This window comes from Pseudooceanicola endophyticus (genome assembly GCF_018760365.1).
GTDB classification, from domain to species: domain Bacteria; phylum Pseudomonadota; class Alphaproteobacteria; order Rhodobacterales; family Rhodobacteraceae; genus Pseudooceanicola; species Pseudooceanicola endophyticus.
Genome location: NZ_JAHIAB010000010.1, coordinates 162799 through 183172, shown reverse-complemented (window position 1 = coordinate 183172; position 20374 = coordinate 162799). Strand labels below are relative to the sequence as shown.

Below are 20374 nucleotides of genomic sequence, written 5' to 3'. Positions count from 1 at the left end.
TTTTTATGAAAATTGCAAATCACGAAGGAAGTATCTCCAACCAGCAAGGTGCAGTTGCGGGCGGGAATATTGCTGGCAGGGATTTCTATCACTTAGAGCCTAAGAAGAGCCTAGTAGAGAAGATGCTTGTTCGGCTTCAGGTGCAGTACGACTCAAATGAGAAAACGCAAACGACTATAGATGAGCTTGCGCGATATCATCTGCGCCGGGCCCCTGATGGCATAGACGGGCTAGAAGCCAAGCTTGAAGCAAGCGGCCGTTCTAGCTACTACGATGACGCAATAGAAAAGAAAGAGATGTTTGCCAAACTTCTGGAGAAGTGGTCTCTTTATTCTTCGGCGCAGCAGATATTTGTACACATCCTTGCGAAAGCTGAGAACGAATTTACGCAAGTAATCTACGGCCAAATACCTTCAAGGTCAGCCGAAGAGATAAATGCAATGGTGATAGATCGCATTGTCAACCCCATCGTAGAGGAGTGCGGTGGTGATTTGATGTATGTGAATCACAACATTGTTCAAGGAATGGTCTATTGGCTGGCTGAGCAGTGTTTTATCAAGTGGCACCACGGAGTGGTAAAGCCATGACGCAATTCACTTACAATGAAGCATTCGATCCATATCACGCCGTATTCAGATTTGCGCGACTTCACTTAGCGTGCGACATCAGCGCGCGGATGCCCTTTGAAATGTTGAGAATTCTCGACTTTTACCTTCTATTCCCATTCAGACTGCAAGGCATGAGGTTTTTGGAGCATGATACCGGCTGGCGCAAAATAAGCAAAAACTACGAAAAGCGCACTCCCTATGGAGCAATGCCTGAGGATAATGTCGTATTCTTGCGCATGGAGCCATTTCAGCGAGCAGCAGCAGCCAGCCTCGTCCATAGCGGCTATCTGGAGGGTGCGGCCTGGAATGTCGAAGAGGTAAAATTTACACCTGAAGAACTGCCCCTCGATTTTTCTTCACGGTGTTTAGCTGCGAACGAAGAAATGGCAGATTTCACAAATATCCTGTGCCAAATTAAATCGCGTTACCCTCTGGGAGGGCGAGATGGCTTGAAGGATCGGACTAACCTCTTGGAGTTCCGGTATGACTCGATTTGACCCGTGCCTCATAGTTAAACGGCTTGTGGTGAAACGAGCGGAAGCAGTTCTTTATGATGAGGCCTTTCATAAAGGCGTTAACGTAATTCGAGGGGATAATTCCTCTGGAAAATCTACCATAATGAACTTCCTCTTCTTTGGCCTCGGCGGCAACCTTGATCGTTCCGCTTGGAGCAGACACGCGCTTCTATGTGATCATGTCTGGCTAGAAGCAGAATTTAATGGAAATCCAGCTGTGTTGCGTAGAGAAATTGATGTTTCTTCGCAGTCCCCGATGGAAATATATGGTGGGCGCTACGAAGATGCGGTTTCTGCTCCAATTGAAGCATGGAAACGGTATCCATACTCACGCTCGACAAACCAAGAGAGTTTTTCACAGGCCATCTTTCGACTTCTTGAAATGCCCGACGTTGCAGTTGAAGGAACGTCGAGCATTACGGTACATCAAATCCTTCGCCTCCTGTATGCGGACCAACTTTCTCCAACTGAAAATCTTTTTAGATTTGAAGGGTATGACCCTGAAAATCTGCGCGAGGCAGTTGGGAACCTTCTGTGCGGCGCCTTCGATACCGAAATATACGAACTTCAACAATTGAAGCGCACCAAAGAACGCCAATTTACAGAGGCAACAGCAGAATTGCGAAGCATCTTCCGCGTTGTGGGAGGTGACGATGAAAGTATGACGCTAGAGTGGATTAACCAGCGGCGAGGCGCGTTGAACAAAGAACGCGACGAGGTTTCTAAAGAACTCTCTGAAGAAGAAGAACTTTTCTTCTCCGACCCTGGTGCAAAGAAGCTGTCTTTGCAGTCCCAAAAGCAGCTTTACAAAAAAGTTCAGAAACTACAGGTCAAAATTCAAGAGGTTCAGTCTGAAATAGACGCTGTAGAGTTTGAGATTTCCGATTCTGCTGCATTCATCCGCACTCTGCACTCTCGACTAGAGGCGCTTCGAGACGCAGATTTGGCAGCCTCAATCGTGGGGGCAGTTCAATTTGAAACCTGCCCTGCCTGCTACGCTGAGGTTTCTGCTGCAGAGAATACAATTTCAGCTTGCCACCTTTGTAAAACGCCGCTGGACGTGGAGAGGGAACGCGATAGAATTGTTGGAATTGTGAATGAAATCTCCATACAAATTAAGCAATCCGAGAGGCTTCAAGTAATTAGGCAGGGTAGGCTTGATAGTTACCAGGAGAAGCTATCGTCACTTCAATCAGAATGGCGAGCCGAGGCAAAGAAGCTCTCGGCTCTCTCGGCTCGGCCTACATCAGCGGCACGCGAGAAGATTCACGAACTGCAAAGGCGGTTGGGTTACGTTGATAAGTCCATTGAGGACATTGAAAAGCAGGTCAAACTTGCGAACAAGATCGGTGACTTGTCGGAGAAAAAAGCGAATCTGGATCGAGACATCCAATCGCTCAGTTCAAAAATTAGTTCACTTCAGCTCAGTCAAACAAGTCGTTTGAGGAGCGCTAGGTCTTTGATTGAGAAGAAGGCTATTGAATTCCTAAAGGGGGATTTGAAGCGGCAGGACTCTTTCGAGAATCCCAAAAGTATTCAATTTTCATTTGCAAAAAATTCTATCACGGTTGACCATAACACTTACTTTTCCGCAAGTTCGAGGGTGATCCTGAAACTGGCGTTTCTAGTAGGATTTCTTGAGGCAGCGCTTGAGGATCCGAAGTTTCGGCACCCGCGCTTTCTTATGATTGATATCACGGAAGATAAAGGAATTGAGCTATCTAGAAGTCATAATTTTCAAGATCAGCTGATAAAACTTTCAAATCAAACGAAAGTTGATCATCAAGTAATTCTCGCGACAGCGATGCCATGGTCTGAGTTGGATCAGGGCCTGTTTGTTGGTCGGCATTCGACGCGTGAAGAAGGTACACTTGAGTTTCTTCCAAAGGCATTTGGCTTTGAAGATCAGGGGCGGGAGATTTGAATGCCAAGATCTGTGCCGGTTGAGATAATGGGGATAAAATTCAGAACGAAGGGAGATGCGCTGGCGTATCTGCGCGCCATGCTAAATCGATACGCCCCAGGATCTCCAGTTAATGAAGAGGACGCCGTGTTCCTCCGCGAAGCCTTGAAAAGGCACCCCGAAGCTGACGCTAAGATTGGTGCAGGAATTAGTAGTTTTGAAGTTCGCAGTGCAGATTATGGAACTCAATGCTTTTGGGTGTTGAGGGTGGATCAAACTGAGGAGAGATTTTCCTATAAGAGCTGTGTCTGACAAGTTAAAAGGCAGATAAGGTCAGGTTTCCAAAAATCGCTATTATTTCCGGTGAGGTATCTGGGCGGCCACAACCCTTCGATTTTGAGGCACTTAAAGGCCGAAATAGAGCATTGCACGAAAGGTCGGGGGAAGGGGGGTAGATAGCGCTTTAGCGCCCTCGGTTGTTGAGGTGTGTAGAAGGCATAGCTTAAAGTTCAGCGGATTTTTCGATTGGGGCACAAGCGTCACGGGCGCGACAGTAAGTTTCCCTTGCAAGGCTACTGTTCTTGTCGATTTCGATGGCACTCACGTTAAGCCTGACCAGTCAAGCTTGCCAGTGCACGCGCAGCCCCCACCTTTGCTCGCTGAGCCAGGATTGCCGTCGCCAAGGAAACGAAACATGCCGCCAAATTTGACAGACCAGCCCCTGCGCTTCCGTGCGTCACGACATAGAGGCCGCCGAAACCCAGGCCGGACAGGCACAGACAAGCTGCTAGAAACTTAAGATTTCTTACTAGCTTCACAAGCCGCGCAGTAGTGAGATTGACTGAATGCGTCAATGTTAGCTTCCTTTTTCCTTCAGTTGGACAGCAGCGCTTACCCCCACAGCTCCATGATATCCGCCTCTGGCAGGCACTCGCCTTGGCTCAGGCTGAGTTTTATCAGGAGCCGCAGCTTCTTGGCTTTCTCGGCGTTGTCGCGCTCTGTCGCTGATTGATCCATCGCGTCCAGACTTGCCTTCGCGACCTGCTCGATGATCTGCATGCTACGGTCGTCGGTCGGTTCCTTTTCCCCGAGCAGAAGCCAATGGGGCGACACGTTCATGATCTCATGAATGCGCAGCACGACAGCGGTTGGCAGCTCGCGCTGTCCGTTCTCATAGGCTCGGTAGGAGCGGAACGATGTATCGATCGTTTCAGCAAAATCCTGCTGATTCAGGCCCGTTCGTGCCCTCAGCTCCCTGAGACGCCCCCCTATCTTCGAAAAGGTACTGGACATGTGCGACCTTAATTGGCCATAAGTGGCCATATATGGACATATCGTCCGTGGATTGCTTGTTTCGACACCAAGAGGTCTACCGATGTATCAGACGAAAGGAAAGTCATGTCCGAGATGATGTTAGAGCCGAAGGACGTGGCCAAGCGACTGTCATTGTCCGTGCGGCATGTCCGATCCCTGCTTGGTGATCGCCGCCTACGGCACGTCCGCGTGGGGCGCCGCTTCCTCGTTCCTGAGAGCGCCCTCAACGAGTTTCTGGATGCGCATACGGTCCAGGCCCTTCGCAACGATCATACCGACGAGGAGGCCTCTGATGAGCAACCTTCGCCCATTGGTCGTCTCTGAGAGCGGCGCAGCACATCTACTGAGCGTCCGGATCGACGAATTCCGCAGCCTCGTCGCCCATGGCAGCGTCCCGCGTGGGCGAGAGCTGGCGCCGGGCCTGACACGCTGGAGCGTCGAGGAACTCTCGGCCTTTGTCTCAGGCAAAGCCGTGCAAGGGTTGGAGGATGTCGATTGGTGAAGAAGAAGTTTCTTTGGCGGCACCCTAGCGGTAGATGGTATGTGCGCGTTCAGGGCCGCTACCATCGGATTTCCGCGAAGGAGGGTACGCCTGAGTTCGATCTTGAATACTGGGAGATTCTGACCGGTAAGAGGATGCAGGCAAAGACCAGCTGGTCTGCCTTGATGAAGGACTATCGGGTCTCGGATCGCTGGACATCGCTGAAGCCACGCACTCGTCAAGATTACGAGAAGGTCCTAACCTACCTCGAAGAGAAGATCGGCGAGCGGGACGTGAAGCTGTTGTCGCGTCAGGATGTCATCAAAGCGCAACGGGCCAATGCGCACCGCGTCCGCTTTGCCAATTACATCCCGCAGATGCTGGTCATCCTGTGCGAGCACGCAATTGATCTTGGCTGGCTGTCGCAGAACCCAGCGAAGGGCGTCCGTCATTTGCCGACGCCCGACGACAAGAAGCAGGCCCATTTGCCGTGGACCGATCAGGCCGTAGCGACCTTTCGCGAGAAAGCGACGGCCATCGAGCGGCTTATCTTCGAGATTGGCGTCGGCACGGTACAGCGGCCCGGGGATTGGGTGGATTTCACTTGGGCGGATTTTGACGGTGAAACACTGGCGGTGCAGCAGAACAAGACCGGCTACGCGCTTCAGCTGCCCTGTACGGCGGAGTTAAAGGCCGCGCTGCTCAATGCTCAGTCGCGACTAGAAGGTGATGCCGACGGCCCAATCCTGCGAACGCAGACCGGCGGCAAGATGAGCTATCGTTACATGGCGCAAATCATGCTCAGGGCGCGGCGACGCATGCAGCTGGAGCAGTTCGATCTGCACGCCCTGCGCTATCGTGGAATCAAGGAGTTGGCCTGGGCGGGCTGCTCTGACGATGAGATCAAATCTTTCAGCGGCCACGCGACCGACGCGATGGTCCGGAAGTATGCCGGTGAGGCGCGCCAGATCATGCGGGCGCGACAGGCGGCAGAGAAACGAAATGACACGGGGAACGAACGGGGATCAGAAAAAGAACCTGATACCCGCAGTGATACCCCTAAGAAGAGGAATCAGCTATGTCATTGAAAATATTGGAGGCGAGTACCGGAATCGAACCGGTGTACACGGATTTGCAATCCGGCCTAAAAACCATTCGAAACAAGTGGGTTACGTTTCAAATCACCCACAGGTAGGCAGCGAACAGAACAGGAATGTTTCAAACGCCTTTGCAGTGCAGGCAAATGAAAACCCCGGTGCAGCGGCAACTGCAACCGGGGCTGAAATCAAAGCTGATGAGCTTCAAGGTGAAGATTACCGCAGGGTCACTGAAGAGGCAACGCTCAAGGCCCCGAAGGGCAGCGCATTCGGAAAGCTCATTGCAGATCGCCACAAGCGCGCTACCCGGATGCTTGGCTATGCCCTGACCTTGGGAAGCCCGGACGCGTGGCAAGGCGTCATAACGGTCTGGGCTGCGCGCTTGGACTTCACGGAACTTGCCGGGGTCGCTTTTGCTGCGCTGCGGGCGCTTCCGTCCGACACCCGTGAAGCCGCCGCTAGGGCGGCACTCTTCGATCATGAAGAGGCAGGGATGCCCCTGTCGCCTTTGGGGGCGATCATGGGCGATGCACGTTGGTGGGCTTCCATCGCCGCGCGCCCGGAACTCAAGGCATACGCGCTTGCGGCCTTTGAGGCCATGAGCCCACAGGATCGCGCCGCGTTCCTCTCTCACATCCAGGGGAGGGTAGCTGCATGACCGAAGCCGAACTGGATGAAATCATGACCCTCCGTTGGCCCGTGATCGTCCGCCGCGTCCTGGCGAGCGAGAACGATGCTTGGCTGAAAGGCTTCGTTCTCTCGATTGCACGCAACGGCAAGCGTCGAAGCTGGCATCCGAGCACCAAGCAAGAACAGATCATGCGCCGCCTCATCGCGGAGCAGCACTCCCCTACGGCAATCACAGACGTTTTCGAAGTCATCGAACGGTGATGCACCCGTGACCCCTGCACACGATCTTGCAGGGGCTGTCTTGGGGGACGGGGTACCAACGGTGGCCCCAGGCAGCAGTCGCCTACCACGGGCGGGATCACAGGCGAAGGGCAGTCCGAAAGGTTGAGGCCCGATCCCCGGCACCGCGCTCAGGTGTCGCAAGCAGCAACCGACCGACCGGCAGGAGCGCATGACCGGTTGGGCCTAAAGCGATGGACCGGCTCCGTTGAGCAGGATCTTCACGCGAAGGGCTAGGGACTGCTACGCTTTTGAGCGTAGGCAGTCGTCCTATGCCTTTCGCTCCGAACCTCACCATTGAGCAGGTGAGAGAGTAAAGGGGAACGTTAGACATGAGAGAGACGTGCGACAGCTTTGAACCCGGCGAGTGGAAACCCGTTGGCACAGTGACCGCCCAAATTCTGAAGCGGGTCCTTCCCGACGATTGGCCGAGCGGGTCTGATAAGCCCCGAAGTGTCAGCCCCTGCAAAAATTGCGTAAGGGGTTAAAAACGTGAGGATAATGTCAGAGCTTCCGCTTGGGGAAGGTCCTCGCCACACCGTAGGAGGCAAAGATTTGTGCGATCTTCTCGACCTCTCCCCAGCGGCGCTACACGATCTGAAGAAGCGCGGAATCGCAGTCCATCTGGCCCATGACAGCTATGATCTGACCGCTACCGTGACCGCCTACGTGACCCATCTTCGCAGTATTGCGGCAGGCTGGGGCACGGCAGACCAGGCGGCGCAATTGACCGCAAACCGGGCGCGGTTGGCCAAGGAACAGGCCGACGCCCAGGCGATCAAGAACGCGAAGGCGCGCGGCGAGCTTCTTGACGCTGCCGACATCGAACGCAGGTGGTCCGACGTGCTGCGCCAGGTCCGCGCCCGCATCATGGCCGTGCCGTCCCGCCTGCGGTCCGACGTTCCCGACCTGCCCCCCGAAACCATCGCGGCACTGGACCGCACCCTGAGAACTGCCCTGACGGAGCTTGGCAATGCAGACTGACCTTCTCGACCAGGTAACCGCCAAGGCGCTTCGTGCGCTCATACCGCCGCCGCGTCTGCGCCTGTCCGAATGGATCGAAGCCAACGTGTACCTGCCAGAAGGCGTGAGTGCCCAACCCGGCCTTGTCGAGCTGTGGCCCTTCCAACGCGAAATCGCGGATGCCATCGGCGACCCGACCCTTGAACGTGTGACGCTGGTCAAGCCGGTGCGCGTCGGCTTCACCACGCTATTGACCTCTGCCGTTGCGTCCTTCGTTGCCAACGAACCCGCACCCATTCTCTGCGTTCTGCCTGCCGAGGCCGATTGCCGCGACTACATCGTGAGCGACGTGGAACCGATCTTTGGCGCATCGCCTGCCGTGTCAAAGGCGCTGGCCTATGACATCGAGGGCGACGACCGCAACACACTCACGTCACGCCGGTTTCCCGGTGGGTCGCTGAAGGTGGTCGCAGCCAAGGCCCCCCGCAACCTGCGCCGCCACAACGTGCGCGTCCTGTTCATGGACGAGGTGGACGGCATGGAACCCACGCCCGAAGGGTCGCCGATCCTGCTGGCGGAAAAGCGCACCCTGTCTTTTCCCGACCGCAAGATTGTCCTGGGCAGTACCCCCGTGCATGAGGACACCAGCAACGTTCTGCGCGCCTTTGCGGAATCCGACGCCCGCGTGTTCGAAGTGCCTTGCCCCGAGTGTGGCGCGCACGCCGAAATCCTTTGGGACGCGATCCTCTGGGACGAAGGACAGCCGGAAACCGCCCGCTGGCAGTGCCCTCATTGCGCCGCAGAGATCCCCGAACGATACAAGCGTGTCATGGTAGAGCATGGCGTTTGGAGGGCCACGCGGCCCGAGGTGAAGGGCCACGCGGGCTTTCAGCTGAACGCCCTAGTGTCGTTGCATGCCAACGCGTCTTGGCCCCAGCTGGTCCGGGAATTCCTTGTTGCCAAGAAAGACCCGACCACGCTGCAAACCTTCGTCAATACCATTCTTGGGCAGGGATGGACCGGATCGGGCGACGAACTGGACGACGGCGAGCTTGCCAGCCGGGCCGAGGCGTTCGGCCTCGACGCCCTGCCGGAAAGCGTGTTGGTCGTGACGGCCGGGATCGACACGCAGCACGACCGGCTTGAAATCACCTTCACCGGCTTTGACCAGGACGAAACCGCCTATGTTCTGGGTCACGAAGTGATCTGGGGGAACTGGGATGACGAACGGACCTGGGCGGACCTCGACACCGTTCTGAAAGCCCGCTGGCCGCATCCCCTGGGCGGTTCCTTGGGCCTTGAGGCGGCTGTGATCGACGCGGGCGATGGCGTGACGATGGAAGCCGTCATGGCGTTCTGCGGCCCTCGCGCCCGTCGCCGGATCATGGCAGGCAAGGGCGTGTCAGGCACCCGCAAGTATCTGGAACCCTCCAGGAGCCGCAGGCCGAAAGAGACGCGACTTTGGCTGATCGGCGTGGACGGCATCAAGACGGCGATCCTTGCCCGACTGGCGCGGCCCGGTTCCATCCGGTTTTCCGATAGCCTGCCGCCGGTTTGGTTCGAACAGCTGGTGTCCGAACGTGCCGTCGTGCGCTATGTCAGAGGCCAGCCACAACGCCGGTTCGAGCGCGTCCCAGGGCGACGGGCCGAGGCGCTGGACTGCTTTGTCTACAGCCTTGCGGCGCGGCAAGCGGCACATGTGAACTTTGCAGAGCGTGCCGAGCAACTGAAGGCTGGGGGCATTCAGAACAAGCTGAAGCCCCGCAATGTGATCCAGTCAAAATTCATAACCGGCTAGTCGCAACCCAAAAAGAGTTCAGATCAAGAAATGCACTGGCAGTGCATTTTACACAGAGAAAAACTACGAATCCTTGGACTTTTCGCCACGAAGGGCTTCCAGCTGAAGAGTTTCGAGCGTGCTCCTTAGTTTTTCAATCTCGCTGATCTCCTGATCCATTTTCCTGAGCACCAGCCTACGGACCAGGTCGCCTTCCTCACCTTCGAATTCTTCGGCCAAGGCGGCCAGGTCCGCCAGTGCATGGGTTTTGCGCAGACGATCCCTTGCAGCGGGCAGAGATTGTTCAAGGATGGCGACCATTTCCTGAGAAAGAGCGCGGCGATTCGTATGCGCACGCTCTTCAAGCGCCCGCTTAAGGGACGCAGGAAGCATCAGCTTGAATTGAACGAGTGCATCTTCCTTCATAGTCACGACTATGGACATTTTTTGTCCTTGCCGCCACGGACATTTCGTGTACCTATACGGACATAAAATGTCCGCAAGCGGAGCGCGTTATGGAAACCGTACAATTCAAGATGAATTTGCCTTTGGACGTGAAGCAGTGGCTCGAACAAGAAGCCCGTGACACTCATCGATCCCAGTCAGCAACAGTTGTGACAGTTCTGCGGAAGGCGATGCCGAGTACATCATCGGCAGGGGTCACACAGAGCTGATGGACCTGACCGCAGTCGCGCCGCGCGACTGAGAGAATGCGGGCCGCCCGGTGCGGGAACACCAAACGGCCCTGACATGAAACCGATCTGGATAAGGAGATCGATCATGACTGCCCCCAAAGATACCTCACGCCGCAACCTGTTGAAAGCAATTCCGGCGCTGGCAGCGGCAACAACGTTTCCCGCTGTGGCTGCGTCCACCACCGGCCCGACTGGTCCGGCGCGGCAATCTCCTTTGTTGGACCTTTACCTTAGGTTCTGCTTCGCGCGTGATGACCTGGACGAGACTATCGCGCTTCACCATTCGGGCGGCACCCTGACCCCAACTGTGGAAGCCGACGTGATCGAACCGCTGTTTGTCGAGGTGGAAGCGCTTGAAGAGCAGATCGCCGCGGCACCGCTGAGAACGCCGCAGTGCCTTGCCTACAAGCTGCTGACAGCATTCTTCAATCCCGAGTTGGAGCTTTCGGACTTTTGGGCGGAGCAGCTGCGTGAGGACGCGTGGCGCGTTACCGCAGCATCCACCCAATTGACATAGTTCAACATGAACCATAAGGTTCATCATGAACTAGGAGATCTTGTGCATGGAAATCAAACTTACCGACTGGAGCATCAATGCTCGTACCGCCGCAGAAATCTTGGGTGTACCTGTCGAGACTTTTCGTACTTGGCGGAAACGGCACGATTTTCTTCCCCAGCCTGTCTGGGGCGGCACTGGGCGTGCACCTGAGATGACTTTTCAGTTCCGCCACCTTTTGCAGGCCAAAGCCGCGCAGAAGCTGATGTCCGTGGGTGTTCCGGTAGGTCAGGCATGCAAAGCCGTTCACTACGGCGTCTTCCATGACTTCATGAACCAAAAGGAGGTTCGGATTGGGTTTGTTGGTGGCAAGATCCATCCGGCCCCCAACGAATATGAAGATGTGTTTCTGACCTTCCTTCTCGAAAATGACGGAGCAAGCATCGCTCGCAAGCTGGCAGACGATATTTCTCTGTCGCATGGCAACGAGGTGGGGGAGCGTGCGCTCCAGAACTTCTGGAAGGCCGTCAAGAACATCCGCTCTGGTAACCAGCCCTAATCAGAGCCATGAACAATGCTTCGACCCCCTTGGCGAACCTCTTAGGTGTCGCAGTTCGTACATTGAACTCCCTCGCGCCACTAAAAACGCTGCAGGGGAATTCGAACTCGCAAGGCCGCCGCAGCTTCGACGGCGCTACCGCCCGCCGGGCTTCTGGCCTTGGCCACTTCGGTTCGGCCAATGCCGAGATCGCCGCAGGACATGCGCAGGTCAGCAGTCGTGCCAGCTACCTTGCTGCAAACAACGGTTACGTCAGCAATGGCGTGACCAATATCGTCACCTACCTTGCCGGAACCGGCCCGCGCCCCAACGTGCGTGGCGAAAGCCGTGAAGTGACCCGCAGCATTCACCGGCGCTTCGATAGTTTTTCCGCAGACGCCGATTTCCACGGGCGCACCGATCTGGGCGGCCTGATCGCTCAGATCACCCGCGATATGGTGGTTCACGGCGAAGGGCTGGCGATCCTGCACGATATCGACACTGGTCTGAAAATTCAGGTCATCCCGCCGCAGCATCTGGACGGGTCGAAATCCGTCAACCTGTCGGACGGTCGTCAGATCGTCCAGGGCGTGGAATTCGACGCCAAGGGGCGGCGGGTAGCTTACTGGATTTTCCCGGAGCACCCGTCTGCGATCTTCACCGCCCAGGCCGCATCTGTCCGGGTGGATGCGTGGGATGTGCTGCACGTCTTCCATCCGTTTTCCGCTGGCCAAGTGCGTGGGCTGTCATGGTTGGCCCCGGCGATCCTTCCCGCCAACGACCTGAACGCATGGAAAGACGCCTTGCTTGTCGGCGCGAAAATGGGCGCGATGCAGGCCGGTTTCATCACAGAAGCCTCTGACACCGGTGGCGATGAAGATGTCTTTTCTGATCCGATCTGGGAACCGGGCAGCCTAACGCGCCTGCCGTTGGGCGCGACAGTGACCTTCACTGCGCCTGACCAGATCAAGGACGCCCCCGCGCTGCTGCGGATGACGTTGCAGGAAATTGCAGCAGCGCTTGGCCTCCCTGAATTCCTGCTGTCCGGCGATCTGACCAGCGCCAACTATTCCAGCCTGCGCGCTGGTCTGATCCCGTTCCGGTCCCGCATGGAACAGGTGCAATACGCCACCTTGGTTCCGCAGCTGCTGCGCCCGGTCTGGCGGCGCTGGCTGCTGACCGAAATGTTGTCGGGTCAGTCGGACACCCCGATTGGTGCCGCCGCAGATTGGATCTTTCCGCGCCCCCAACAGGTGGACCCGGCCAAGGATCTGGCAGCGACCGAAAAGGCCCTGTCGATGGGGCTGACCAGCCGCACCGCCGCCATCAACGAACTGGGCTGGAATGCCGACGACATCGACGAAGAAATCAAGGCCGACCGCGACCGCGAGGCGGACCTTGGTTTGGGCTTTACCAAGACGGAGAAACCGAATGCCGCTTGATGCCAGGATGTCACTGACCACGTTCGACCCTAAGATGCGGACGGTGGAGGCCGTCATTGCCACCACGACCCCGGTCATGCGCCGCGACGAACGCGGTGTTTTTGCCGAGGTGCTGGACATGGCCACGCTCGACCTGTCCAACGCGGCCAGCCTGCGCCTGCTGGACAGCCACCGCACCAACAGCGTGCGCGATACGCTGGGGACCGTCACGGCGGTTCGAGTCGAAGACAACCGGCTTTTCGCCACGCTGTGCCTGTCTGCGGCTGATGACGTGGCCCCCGTCCTGCAACGCATCGCAGACGGCACCCTGCGCGGCGTATCCATCGGTTACACGGTGGCCCGTTGGATCGAGAGCCGGACTGGCGGCACGCGCACACGGCGCCCCGCACAATGGGCGTTGACCGAAGTCACGCTGACATCGAACCCGGCGGACCCCGCCGCAACACTTCGACAAAAGGAGGCCATCGTGCCGAACGACGTTACCGACACCATCCTCGTGGATGACGCAGAAAAGACGCGCCGCAGCGACATCCGCACCTTGGTGCGGTCGGCTGGCCTCGAGCCGCAGGTTGCCGATGACCTGATCGACGCAGGCGCAGACATGACCCGCGCCAAGGCCGAAGTTTACGACGCGCTCCAGACGCGCCGCAGCGCGACCCCGATCATTCGCAGCCATGCCCCCGCAAATGATGACCCGGCGGTTATCAACCGTCGTCAGGCGGATGCTGTGGCCTTCCGCATGGCAGGTGGCACGGTTCCCGAAGATGCACGGCAATATCTGGATGTTTCCCTGCGCGATATGGCTATCGACAGCCTCGCACGGCAGGGCGTTTCCACGCGCGGGATGTCCACCGACGAAGTGTTCACCCGCGCAGCGCATACGTCCTCCGACTTTCCGCTTGTCGTGTCCAATGCGGCCGGCAAGGTCGCGCTCGAAGCATACCAGGCGGCTGAAAGCCCGCTGAAGGCGCTTTGCCGTCAACGGACCCTGCCGAATTTCAAGGAAAGCACCGGCATCCGCCTTGGCAACATGGGGCAGCTCGAACCGCTGAACGAGAACGGCGAAATCAAAGCCACCAGCCGCGCCGAGTCCGGCGAGAGCATGGCCCTTGGCACCTATGCGCGCGCGTTCAGCGTGTCCCGCGAAATGCTGATCAACGATGACCTGGGCATGTTTGGCGACGTGACCCGCGCCCTTGGCCAGGCAGCCGCGCAGACCGAATGCACGGAGCTGGTCAAGCTGCTGACCGGGAACCCCGTGATGTCGGACGGTACACCGGTCTTTGATGCGTCCCGCGGCAACATCGGCGTGGCTGGCGCGCCGAGCATTGCAGCGCTGAGCGCCACCCGCAAAACGATGCGCACGCGCACCGGCCTTGACGGGAAAACCATCATCTCTGCCGTGCCGCGCTACCTGCTTGTCTCCGCCGCATTGGAAACCGAAGCGGAACAGGTGCTGGCATCCATCCAGCCCAATACGACGGATGATGTGAACCCGTTTGGTGGCAAGCTGTCCCTTCTAGTAGAACCGCGCCTGCCGGATACATTCTGGTACATCTTTGCGGACCCTTCGCGCATTGCCGCAATGCAGTACGCTTATCTGTCTGCCGCCCAGGGCGTCCAGATCCAGCGCACTGAAGCTTGGGATACCTTGGGCCTGAAATTCCGGGCTTTCCTCGACTTTGGCTGCGGCTGGCTCGATTGGCGACCCGCACAGAAAATCCCGGTTGCCTGATGACGATAGCCGAGCTTCTGGCGCAGCGTGAAAAGCTTCAGAACGCCCGGTTCAAGGGTGTTCTTAGCGTCATGATCGACGGCGAGGCTATGACCTACAAGTCTGATCAGCAGATGGCAGCCGCGCTTGCCTCGATCGAGGCCGAAATTCTGAAACTGACGCGCGGGTCACGCCCGCGCACCATCCGACCACAAACCAGCCGAGGGCTTTAACAATGCAAAACTATATCCAGAAGGGCGACACGATCACGTTCACCAGCGCCGAGGCTGTGGCCAGCGGTCAAGGTGTTCTCATGGGGGCATTGTTCGGCATCGCCTCGACCAGCGCTGCCGCAGGCGCACCGTTTGAAGCTGCGCTGAGTGGTGTCTATGACCTGCCGAAAGCCGCAGACGCGATTGCAGCAGGGGACCGTCTGTACTGGGCCGTAGACGCCGACGTGGTGACCACAACAGCAGAAGGCAACACGCTGATCGGTGCTGCCACCGAAGCCGCCGCAGACGCAGCCGCATACGTCCGCGTTCGCCTCAACGGTGTCGCTTGATGTCTAGCAGGGCCTTACGGCCCTGCTTGTATTGTTTGCTTGAAAGGTCCCGAGAATGGCAAGCCCACAGACCGTTGCACGTCAGACAATGGCCGCGCTTATCCGTGAGGCGCGAGCCGCAGGTTGGGCGCGTATCAAGGGTGAGGTGAAGCCTGATGGTAGCGTGACCGTAGATGTGGGGATGGCCGAAGAGGTTGCGTCTGACGACTTCCTGTCGTCTGATCTGCGGATGGGTAAATGACTAAGAAAACGCTGCCAAAGTACGTCTATTCTGATCGCGGCTATGTGCGTTTTATTCGCAAGACGCGTGGTCAGTCCGTCATGATGCACGAAGAACCAGGTACTCTGGAATTCTGGGATCACTACAACCGCCTTTTGAAAGGCCGTGAGCCTCTGCCGACAAAGCGCAACTTTGAGACGCTCATTCTGAGCTACTTTGAGAGCGATGCCTTCCAGAAGCTGAAGCCGCGCACCAAATCGGATTATCGCAAGTATATCGAACATATTCGGACGATTTGGGGGCCGATGGATCCGGCAAAAATTGAGCCGCATCATGTTTACAAGCTGCATCAGGCCAATGCGGATCGTTGGCGCCAGGCAAACTATCTGGTGCAAGTCCTTGTGGTCCTGATGAACCACGCGCGCCTTATCGGCTTTCTGAAGAAAGAGCACGGGAACCCTGCAAAGGGCATTCCACTCTTCAAGCAGGAAAGCGAAGGCTGGGAGCCATGGCCGGACGATGTGCGTGCCGAGTTTGAGGCTGTTGCTACGCCGCGTGCCTTGCTGGTCTATGAGCTTTGCATCGGTACCGGGCAGCGCATCGGTGACGTGCTAAAAATCCGCTGGAGCGACATCAAGGGTGGGGCCTACGGCTTCACTCAAGGGAAGACGAACAAGGCACTTGAGGTGCCTTTGACTGACCGCCTGAAAGCGCACCTTGCGTCGATTGAAAAGAAGGGTCTGACGGTCATCACTGATGCACAGGGCAGGCCAGTGAGCTACCGGACGATTGCCGAGGAAATGCGCAAGGTCAAAGCGGCGATGCAACACCAGGATGCGCAGAAATACGTCACCCACGGCCTGCGGAAGAACGCAACCATCGAACTGTATCTGGCTGGATGTGATGACGAAATGGTCCAGGCCGTCACCGGACATTCTGGCGTCGAGATGCTGAAGAAGTACGGCGGCATGACGCGTCAGAAAGAGCTGGCCAAGCGCGCGCAAGAGGCGCGCAACCGCATGGAACAGAACAAGCCCAGAACGTGAATGTTTCAACTAAAGTTTCAAAACACCATCACATACCAGAAAGGAGTGCGATAAGTGCTTGAAAATGATGGAGGCGAGTACCGGAATCGAACCGGTGTGCACGGATTTGCAATCCGCTGCGTCACCACTCCGCCAACTCGCCATCCGTGGTGTGTTTCAGGCGTTTAGACGATGCGCGCAGAGAGTGCAAGAGGCTCTGTTCGTCCTCTCGTGCATTCCTGAGGACCAGTCCCGTTGCCGTGCGGCGGGGCGTTCCGGCGGGCCGGGCGGTGCGCCGGCCCCGAGGCTATTCTGCCGCCGCCGGCTGGCCCGGCGCATAGGCCGCCGTCATCGTGGCGATGACCTGATCGACCACCCGCGGGCGGACATGGACCTGGTCCTCTCCGTAGGCGGTCAGGCCCGCGCTGGTGACCATCTCGTAACTGGGGAAGTAATCGACCCGGGGATGGTCGCGCGCGGCTTCTTCCGCCACCACGCGCAGGACCGCCTTGGAATAGGCGTTGCGGCAGATCGCGTCACCGCCCGCGAAGGTGGCCTGAAGCGGCACCGGAGAGACCGTCAGAAGCACCCGGCGGTCGCGCTCCAGCAGCCGGGCCAGCAGCGCGTCGAGCAGGCTGCGGCACTCCGCCGGGCCCAGCTGGCGGAACACGAACCGTCCGGGATGGGCGTTCAGCACCGCGCGACCGGGGGCTTCGTTCAGATAGAGGCCATCGGCACGGTCGAACCAGGCCTCCACCAGGCCCAGGGTCACGACCACCGTCGAACAGACCGAAAGCCCCCGGGCGTAGAGCGTGCGAATCTCCTGCCGGCGGGCCAGGGCGCGGGCGCGCGCTACCGGGCGCCCGCCGGTGGCCAGCAGCGCATCCAGCACCATGCCGGGCCCGGCCTCGTAAAGCGCCCGCGCGCCCAGCGGCACCTCGAGATCTTCCAGGCATTGCAGCATGGTGCCGGGATTGTACTGATTCAGCAGGCGGTTGGGTTGGCCCGGCGCCTCTTCCTCGGGGGCGGTGAAGGCGGCGGTCGGCACGCTCAGCCCATGGGCCAGCAGCGCCTTCTCGACGTTGCGGGCAAAGCAGGAGCCGATGGTGAACACCCCTTCGCCGGGCGCCAGGGTAAAGCCGGGGGACAGCCCCGGCACCAGCATGGCATCCCGGCTGCGCGGATCGTCCCGGCCCGGAAACCGCCGGTGGCGATTGCGCAGGGCGCCCGCAAACGCCTCTGCCCCGTCGAATTCGCGCATGGTGCCCTCCTGTCGCTGACCTGTCCCGCAGGCTAGCCCTGCAAGGTTAAGCCTTTGCCAAGACGGACCTGCGGCAACCCGGCGTTGCCGCAGGAGGATCAATGTGTCAGAACAGGGAGAAGATTCCGAACGCGTGAGTATAGCATGACCGATTATACCGCCCGTCGCACGATGATGGTCGATGCGCAGGTCCGACCCGCCGACGTCACCAAGTACAACATCATCGAAGCGATGCTGACCGTCCCGCGCGAGCTTTTCGTGCCCCAGGACCGCAAGGAGGCCGCCTATCTGGGCGAGAACATCAGCCTTGGCGGATCCCGGGTCATGTTCGAGCCGCGCACCCTGGCCAAGATGCTGGACGCGCTGGACATCCAGTCCGACGAGCTGGTGCTGGACCTGGGCGCGGGGCAGGGCTATGCCGCCACCGTCATGTCGCGCCTGGCCGAGGCGGTGATCGCCGTCGAGGAAGACCGCGAGATGTCCGGCGACAGCCAGCAGATCTTCAGCGATCTGGGCGCCGACAACGTGATCCTGCATGATGCCGCCCTGACCGAGGGCGCGCCGGAACACGGCCCCTACGACGTCATTCTGGTCGAGGGCGCGGTCGAGCATCTGCCCGATGCCATCACCGACCAGCTGAAGGAAGGCGGCCGCATTGCGGTGCTGTTCTCCGAAGGTCGTCTGGGTGTCGTGCGTATCGGGTACAAGATCGACGGCCACATGAGCTGGCGTTTCGCCTTCAACGCGGGCGCGCCGGTGCTTCCGGGCTTCGAACGACACGCGGCCTTCACGCTCTGAGCCCTTCGGGGCCGGCGCGGGGAGCCAACACGGACGGGTCGGAGCGCCGGCCGAACGAGGGGTATGAGATGTTGAAGCAAGATGGCCTGCCGGCAACGGGCAGGGCTTTCGTTTCGTCGGGCCGCGCGCGCAGGGCGCTTCGGAACCTGGCGTTCGGGTCGGTTCTGGGCCTGCTGCCGGGCCTGGCCGGGGCCGAGACCATGGGCCAGACCCTGGCCGACGCCTACCGCAATTCCGGCCTGCTGGAGCAGAACCGCGCGGTGCTGGAAGCGGCGGACGAAGATGCCGCCCAGGCGCTGGCCTCGCTGCGGCCGATCCTCAGCTGGTCGGTTTCGGCGGATCGCAGCGTCGGTGACACCTACGTGGGCAGCGTGAAGACCACCAGCGCGGCCACCAGCACCTCGGCGGGTCTGTCGCTGTCGCTGCTGCTGTGGGATGGCGGGGCCACCCGCACCAGCCTGTCGATCGCCAAGGAAACCGTGCTGCTGACCCGTCAGCAGCTGCTGCAGGTCGAACAGCAGGTGCTGCTGCGGGCCGCCACCGCCTACATGGAGGTGCGTCGCGCCGCCGACACGCTGTCGCTGCGCCAGGCCAACGTGAAGCTTCTCGAGCAGGAGCTTCAGGCCGCGCGCGACCGTTTCGACGTGGGCGAGGTGACCCGGACCGATGTCGCGCAGGCCGAATCCGCGCTTGCCACCGCGCGCTCGGCGCTGACCTCGGCCCAGGGCACGCTGGAACAGGCCAAGCTGGAATATACCGCCGCCGTCGGCCATGCGCCCGGCAACCTGTCCTCGCCGGATCACCTTGGCACGATTCCCCCGACCTCGAACGAGGCGGTGAACATCGCGCTGAAGACCCATCCCAGCATGGATGTGGCGCGCCGTCAGGTCACCGTCGCCCAGCTTCAGGTCGCCGTCGCCGATGCCGGCACCAAGCCGTCGCTCGATCTGACCGGCAGCTACGGCTATTCCGACAGCGCCGTCGATGACGACACCCACCAGCTTTCGGGCACCGTGGGGCTCAGCCTGTCGGGGCCGATCTACAGCGGTGGTGCGCTGGCCTCGGCCAAGCGCTCGGCTCTGCTGAACCAGAAGGCCACCATGGCCAACCTGCATGTGGTCACCGACGACATCCGCCAGTCCGCCGCCTCCGCCTGGTCCGACATCCAGATCGCCCGCGCGGCGACGGTTTCGGGCAAGGAAGCGGTGCGCGCCGCCGAGGTCGCCTTCAACGGCGTGCGCGAAGAAGCCAACCTTGGCTCGCGCACCACGCTGGACGTGCTGACCCAGGAACAGGACCTGCTGGATGCCCGCGTGACCTACCTTTCGTCCCAGGTGGACGAGGTCGAGGCCCGCTACACGCTGCTTTCGGCGATGGGCCTGCTGACGGCGCAAAACCTCAAGCTGGCGGTCGATATCTACGACCCGGCGGCCTACTACAACATGGTCAAGAACGCCCCGGCCGAGATCTCTTCGCGCGGGCGTCAGCTGGACAAGATGCTGCGGGCCATCGGCCAGAACTGAGCCGATCCATTTCGTTGAGCCTTGCTGCCGTCCGGTCTAGACTGGGCGGCAGTTTTGTTTGGTGTGTGAGGATGATGCCGAAGTCAGGAAAACCCGGCGAGGTGGAGGACGTGCTGTCCTCGATCCGGAAACTGGTCTCGGACGGGAAGGGGGAGGGGCCGCGCCCCGCGGATCCCTTCCTTCTGGTGCCCGGCATGCGCGTCCGTGATCCCGCGCCCGGGGTGGAGGAGACCCCCGAAGCCCCCTTCATCGCCCTGGACGAGGATCTGCCCGAGGAAAGCGCGCAGGTCACGGTACTCGGCGCCCCGCCCGAGGATCGCAGCGCCGAGGCCGGCTGTGCCGAAGGGCTGGAGGCAGAGCCGCTGCCGGAGGATCTGCCCGACGCCGCGCCCGGGGAAGACCTGGACAGCCGTATCGCCGAGGCGGTGCGCGCCGAGATCCAGAAGGCCCTGGCCGGAGAGGGCAGCCCCGAGATGCGCGCCCTGATCCAGCGCGAGGTGCAGCGCGCGCTCCAGGACCGTTTCCGCTAGGGC

24 protein-coding genes and 1 tRNA gene are annotated in these 20374 nt (G+C 59.3%); 21 read left to right on the top strand and 4 right to left on the bottom strand.

All coding sequences use genetic code 11. The features are described 5' to 3' along the window. Positions 1-5 precede the first annotated feature (5 nt). From KM176_RS17365 to KM176_RS17350, 4 genes are read left to right on the top strand one after another with little or no spacing between them, the layout of a single operon-like run. A complete protein-coding gene (locus KM176_RS17365) occupies positions 6-587 on the top strand; it encodes an ABC-three component system protein (RefSeq protein ID WP_160895073.1) in 582 nt (193 codons plus the stop codon). Then, positions 584-1105, top strand: a complete 522-nt coding sequence (locus KM176_RS17360) for an ABC-three component system middle component 5 (protein ID WP_160895074.1) — start codon at positions 584-586, stop codon at positions 1103-1105. The genes KM176_RS17365 and KM176_RS17360 overlap by 4 nt, the downstream gene beginning before the upstream one ends. Next, entirely contained in the window at positions 1092-3047 is a 1956-nt protein-coding gene (locus tag KM176_RS17355) for an ATP-binding protein (RefSeq protein WP_160895075.1), read from the top strand. Before KM176_RS17360 ends, KM176_RS17355 begins: the two co-directional genes overlap by 14 nt. Continuing rightward, positions 3048-3338 (top strand): DCL family protein, encoded by a 291-nt coding sequence (locus tag KM176_RS17350; protein WP_160895076.1) that lies wholly within the window; start codon positions 3048-3050, stop codon positions 3336-3338. It abuts the gene before it with no gap. Positions 3339-3917: 579 nt separating this feature from the next. Here KM176_RS17350 and KM176_RS17345 read toward each other — a convergent pair. Further along, positions 3918-4319, bottom strand: coding sequence for a helix-turn-helix domain-containing protein (locus KM176_RS17345; protein ID WP_160895077.1), 402 nt, complete (start codon positions 4317-4319; stop codon positions 3918-3920). 105 nt (positions 4320-4424) lie between these two features. On the opposite strand from KM176_RS17345, the gene KM176_RS25365 reads away from it, so the two are divergent. From KM176_RS25365 to KM176_RS17310, 7 genes are all read left to right on the top strand, one after another. Then, positions 4425-4664, top strand: a complete 240-nt coding sequence (locus tag KM176_RS25365) for a helix-turn-helix domain-containing protein (RefSeq protein WP_160895078.1) — start codon at positions 4425-4427, stop codon at positions 4662-4664. Beyond that, entirely contained in the window at positions 4633-4842 is a 210-nt protein-coding gene (locus tag KM176_RS17335; protein ID WP_202397878.1) for a hypothetical protein, read from the top strand. The genes KM176_RS25365 and KM176_RS17335 overlap by 32 nt, the downstream gene beginning before the upstream one ends. Beyond that, complete coding sequence (locus KM176_RS17330; RefSeq protein WP_311136171.1) at positions 4839-5909, top strand: tyrosine-type recombinase/integrase; 1071 nt, start codon at positions 4839-4841, stop codon at positions 5907-5909. The genes KM176_RS17335 and KM176_RS17330 overlap by 4 nt, the downstream gene beginning before the upstream one ends. Then, positions 5824-6576, top strand: coding sequence for a hypothetical protein (locus KM176_RS17325; protein ID WP_160895080.1), 753 nt, complete (start codon positions 5824-5826; stop codon positions 6574-6576). The genes KM176_RS17330 and KM176_RS17325 overlap by 86 nt, the downstream gene beginning before the upstream one ends. Next, positions 6573-6809: a hypothetical protein gene (locus KM176_RS17320; protein ID WP_160895081.1), complete on the top strand. Its 237-nt coding sequence runs from the start codon at positions 6573-6575 to the stop codon at positions 6807-6809. Before KM176_RS17325 ends, KM176_RS17320 begins: the two co-directional genes overlap by 4 nt. A gap of 573 nt (positions 6810-7382) precedes the next feature. Further along, positions 7383-7811 (top strand): DNA packaging protein, encoded by a 429-nt coding sequence (locus KM176_RS17315; RefSeq protein ID WP_236045353.1) that lies wholly within the window; start codon positions 7383-7385, stop codon positions 7809-7811. Further along, positions 7801-9588 carry a phage terminase large subunit family protein gene (locus KM176_RS17310; protein WP_160895083.1) on the top strand — a complete coding sequence of 596 codons (1788 nt, stop codon included), beginning with the start codon at positions 7801-7803 and terminating at the stop codon, positions 9586-9588. The genes KM176_RS17315 and KM176_RS17310 overlap by 11 nt, the downstream gene beginning before the upstream one ends. A 63-nt stretch (positions 9589-9651) precedes the next feature. On the opposite strand, the gene KM176_RS17305 is transcribed toward KM176_RS17310, so the two are convergent. Next, positions 9652-10011, bottom strand: coding sequence for a hypothetical protein (locus KM176_RS17305; protein ID WP_160895084.1), 360 nt, complete (start codon positions 10009-10011; stop codon positions 9652-9654). A 336-nt stretch (positions 10012-10347) separates the two neighbouring features. Here KM176_RS17305 and KM176_RS17300 point away from each other — a divergent pair, with 336 nt between their 5' ends. The 7 genes from KM176_RS17300 (at position 10348) to KM176_RS17270 (ending at position 16280) form a co-directional block, all read left to right on the top strand. Next, entirely contained in the window at positions 10348-10779 is a 432-nt protein-coding gene (locus KM176_RS17300; RefSeq protein ID WP_160895085.1) for a hypothetical protein, read from the top strand. 46 nt (positions 10780-10825) lie between these two features. After that, positions 10826-11317, top strand: a complete 492-nt coding sequence (locus KM176_RS17295) for a MerR family transcriptional regulator (RefSeq protein ID WP_160895086.1) — start codon at positions 10826-10828, stop codon at positions 11315-11317. An 8-nt stretch (positions 11318-11325) separates the two neighbouring features. After that, positions 11326-12738 carry a phage portal protein gene (locus KM176_RS17290; protein ID WP_160895087.1) on the top strand — a complete coding sequence of 471 codons (1413 nt, stop codon included), beginning with the start codon at positions 11326-11328 and terminating at the stop codon, positions 12736-12738. Then, a complete protein-coding gene (locus KM176_RS17285; RefSeq protein ID WP_160895088.1) occupies positions 12728-14473 on the top strand; it encodes a prohead protease/major capsid protein fusion protein in 1746 nt (581 codons plus the stop codon). The genes KM176_RS17290 and KM176_RS17285 overlap by 11 nt, the downstream gene beginning before the upstream one ends. After that, positions 14473-14685 (top strand): phage head-tail joining protein, encoded by a 213-nt coding sequence (locus tag KM176_RS17280; protein ID WP_160895089.1) that lies wholly within the window; start codon positions 14473-14475, stop codon positions 14683-14685. Before KM176_RS17285 ends, KM176_RS17280 begins: the two co-directional genes overlap by 1 nt. A gap of 2 nt (positions 14686-14687) precedes the next feature. Continuing rightward, positions 14688-15014: a DUF2190 family protein gene (locus tag KM176_RS17275; RefSeq protein WP_160895090.1), complete on the top strand. Its 327-nt coding sequence runs from the start codon at positions 14688-14690 to the stop codon at positions 15012-15014. A gap of 237 nt (positions 15015-15251) precedes the next feature. Next, a complete protein-coding gene (locus KM176_RS17270) occupies positions 15252-16280 on the top strand; it encodes a site-specific integrase (protein ID WP_160895091.1) in 1029 nt (342 codons plus the stop codon). Positions 16281-16348: 68 nt separating this feature from the next. Here the strand turns inward: KM176_RS17270 and KM176_RS17265 are convergent. Both KM176_RS17265 and KM176_RS17260 read right to left on the bottom strand, forming a co-directional pair. Continuing rightward, positions 16349-16422, bottom strand: a tRNA-Cys gene (locus KM176_RS17265). 144 nt (positions 16423-16566) lie between these two features. Beyond that, positions 16567-17520, bottom strand: coding sequence for a GSCFA domain-containing protein (locus tag KM176_RS17260; protein WP_160895092.1), 954 nt, complete (start codon positions 17518-17520; stop codon positions 16567-16569). Positions 17521-17664: 144 nt separating this feature from the next. On the opposite strand from KM176_RS17260, the gene KM176_RS17255 reads away from it, so the two are divergent. The 3 genes from KM176_RS17255 (at position 17665) to KM176_RS17245 (ending at position 20371) form a co-directional block, all read left to right on the top strand. Continuing rightward, a complete protein-coding gene (locus tag KM176_RS17255; protein WP_160895093.1) occupies positions 17665-18318 on the top strand; it encodes a protein-L-isoaspartate O-methyltransferase family protein in 654 nt (217 codons plus the stop codon). Between the two features lie 68 nt (positions 18319-18386). Further along, the gene (locus KM176_RS17250; RefSeq protein WP_160895094.1) at positions 18387-19841 is read left to right on the top strand and encodes a TolC family outer membrane protein; all 1455 of its coding nucleotides are present in this window, start codon (positions 18387-18389) and stop codon (positions 19839-19841) included. A gap of 74 nt (positions 19842-19915) precedes the next feature. Continuing rightward, positions 19916-20371, top strand: a complete 456-nt coding sequence (locus tag KM176_RS17245; protein ID WP_215558802.1) for a hypothetical protein — start codon at positions 19916-19918, stop codon at positions 20369-20371. The last annotated feature ends 3 nt before the right edge of the window (positions 20372-20374 follow it).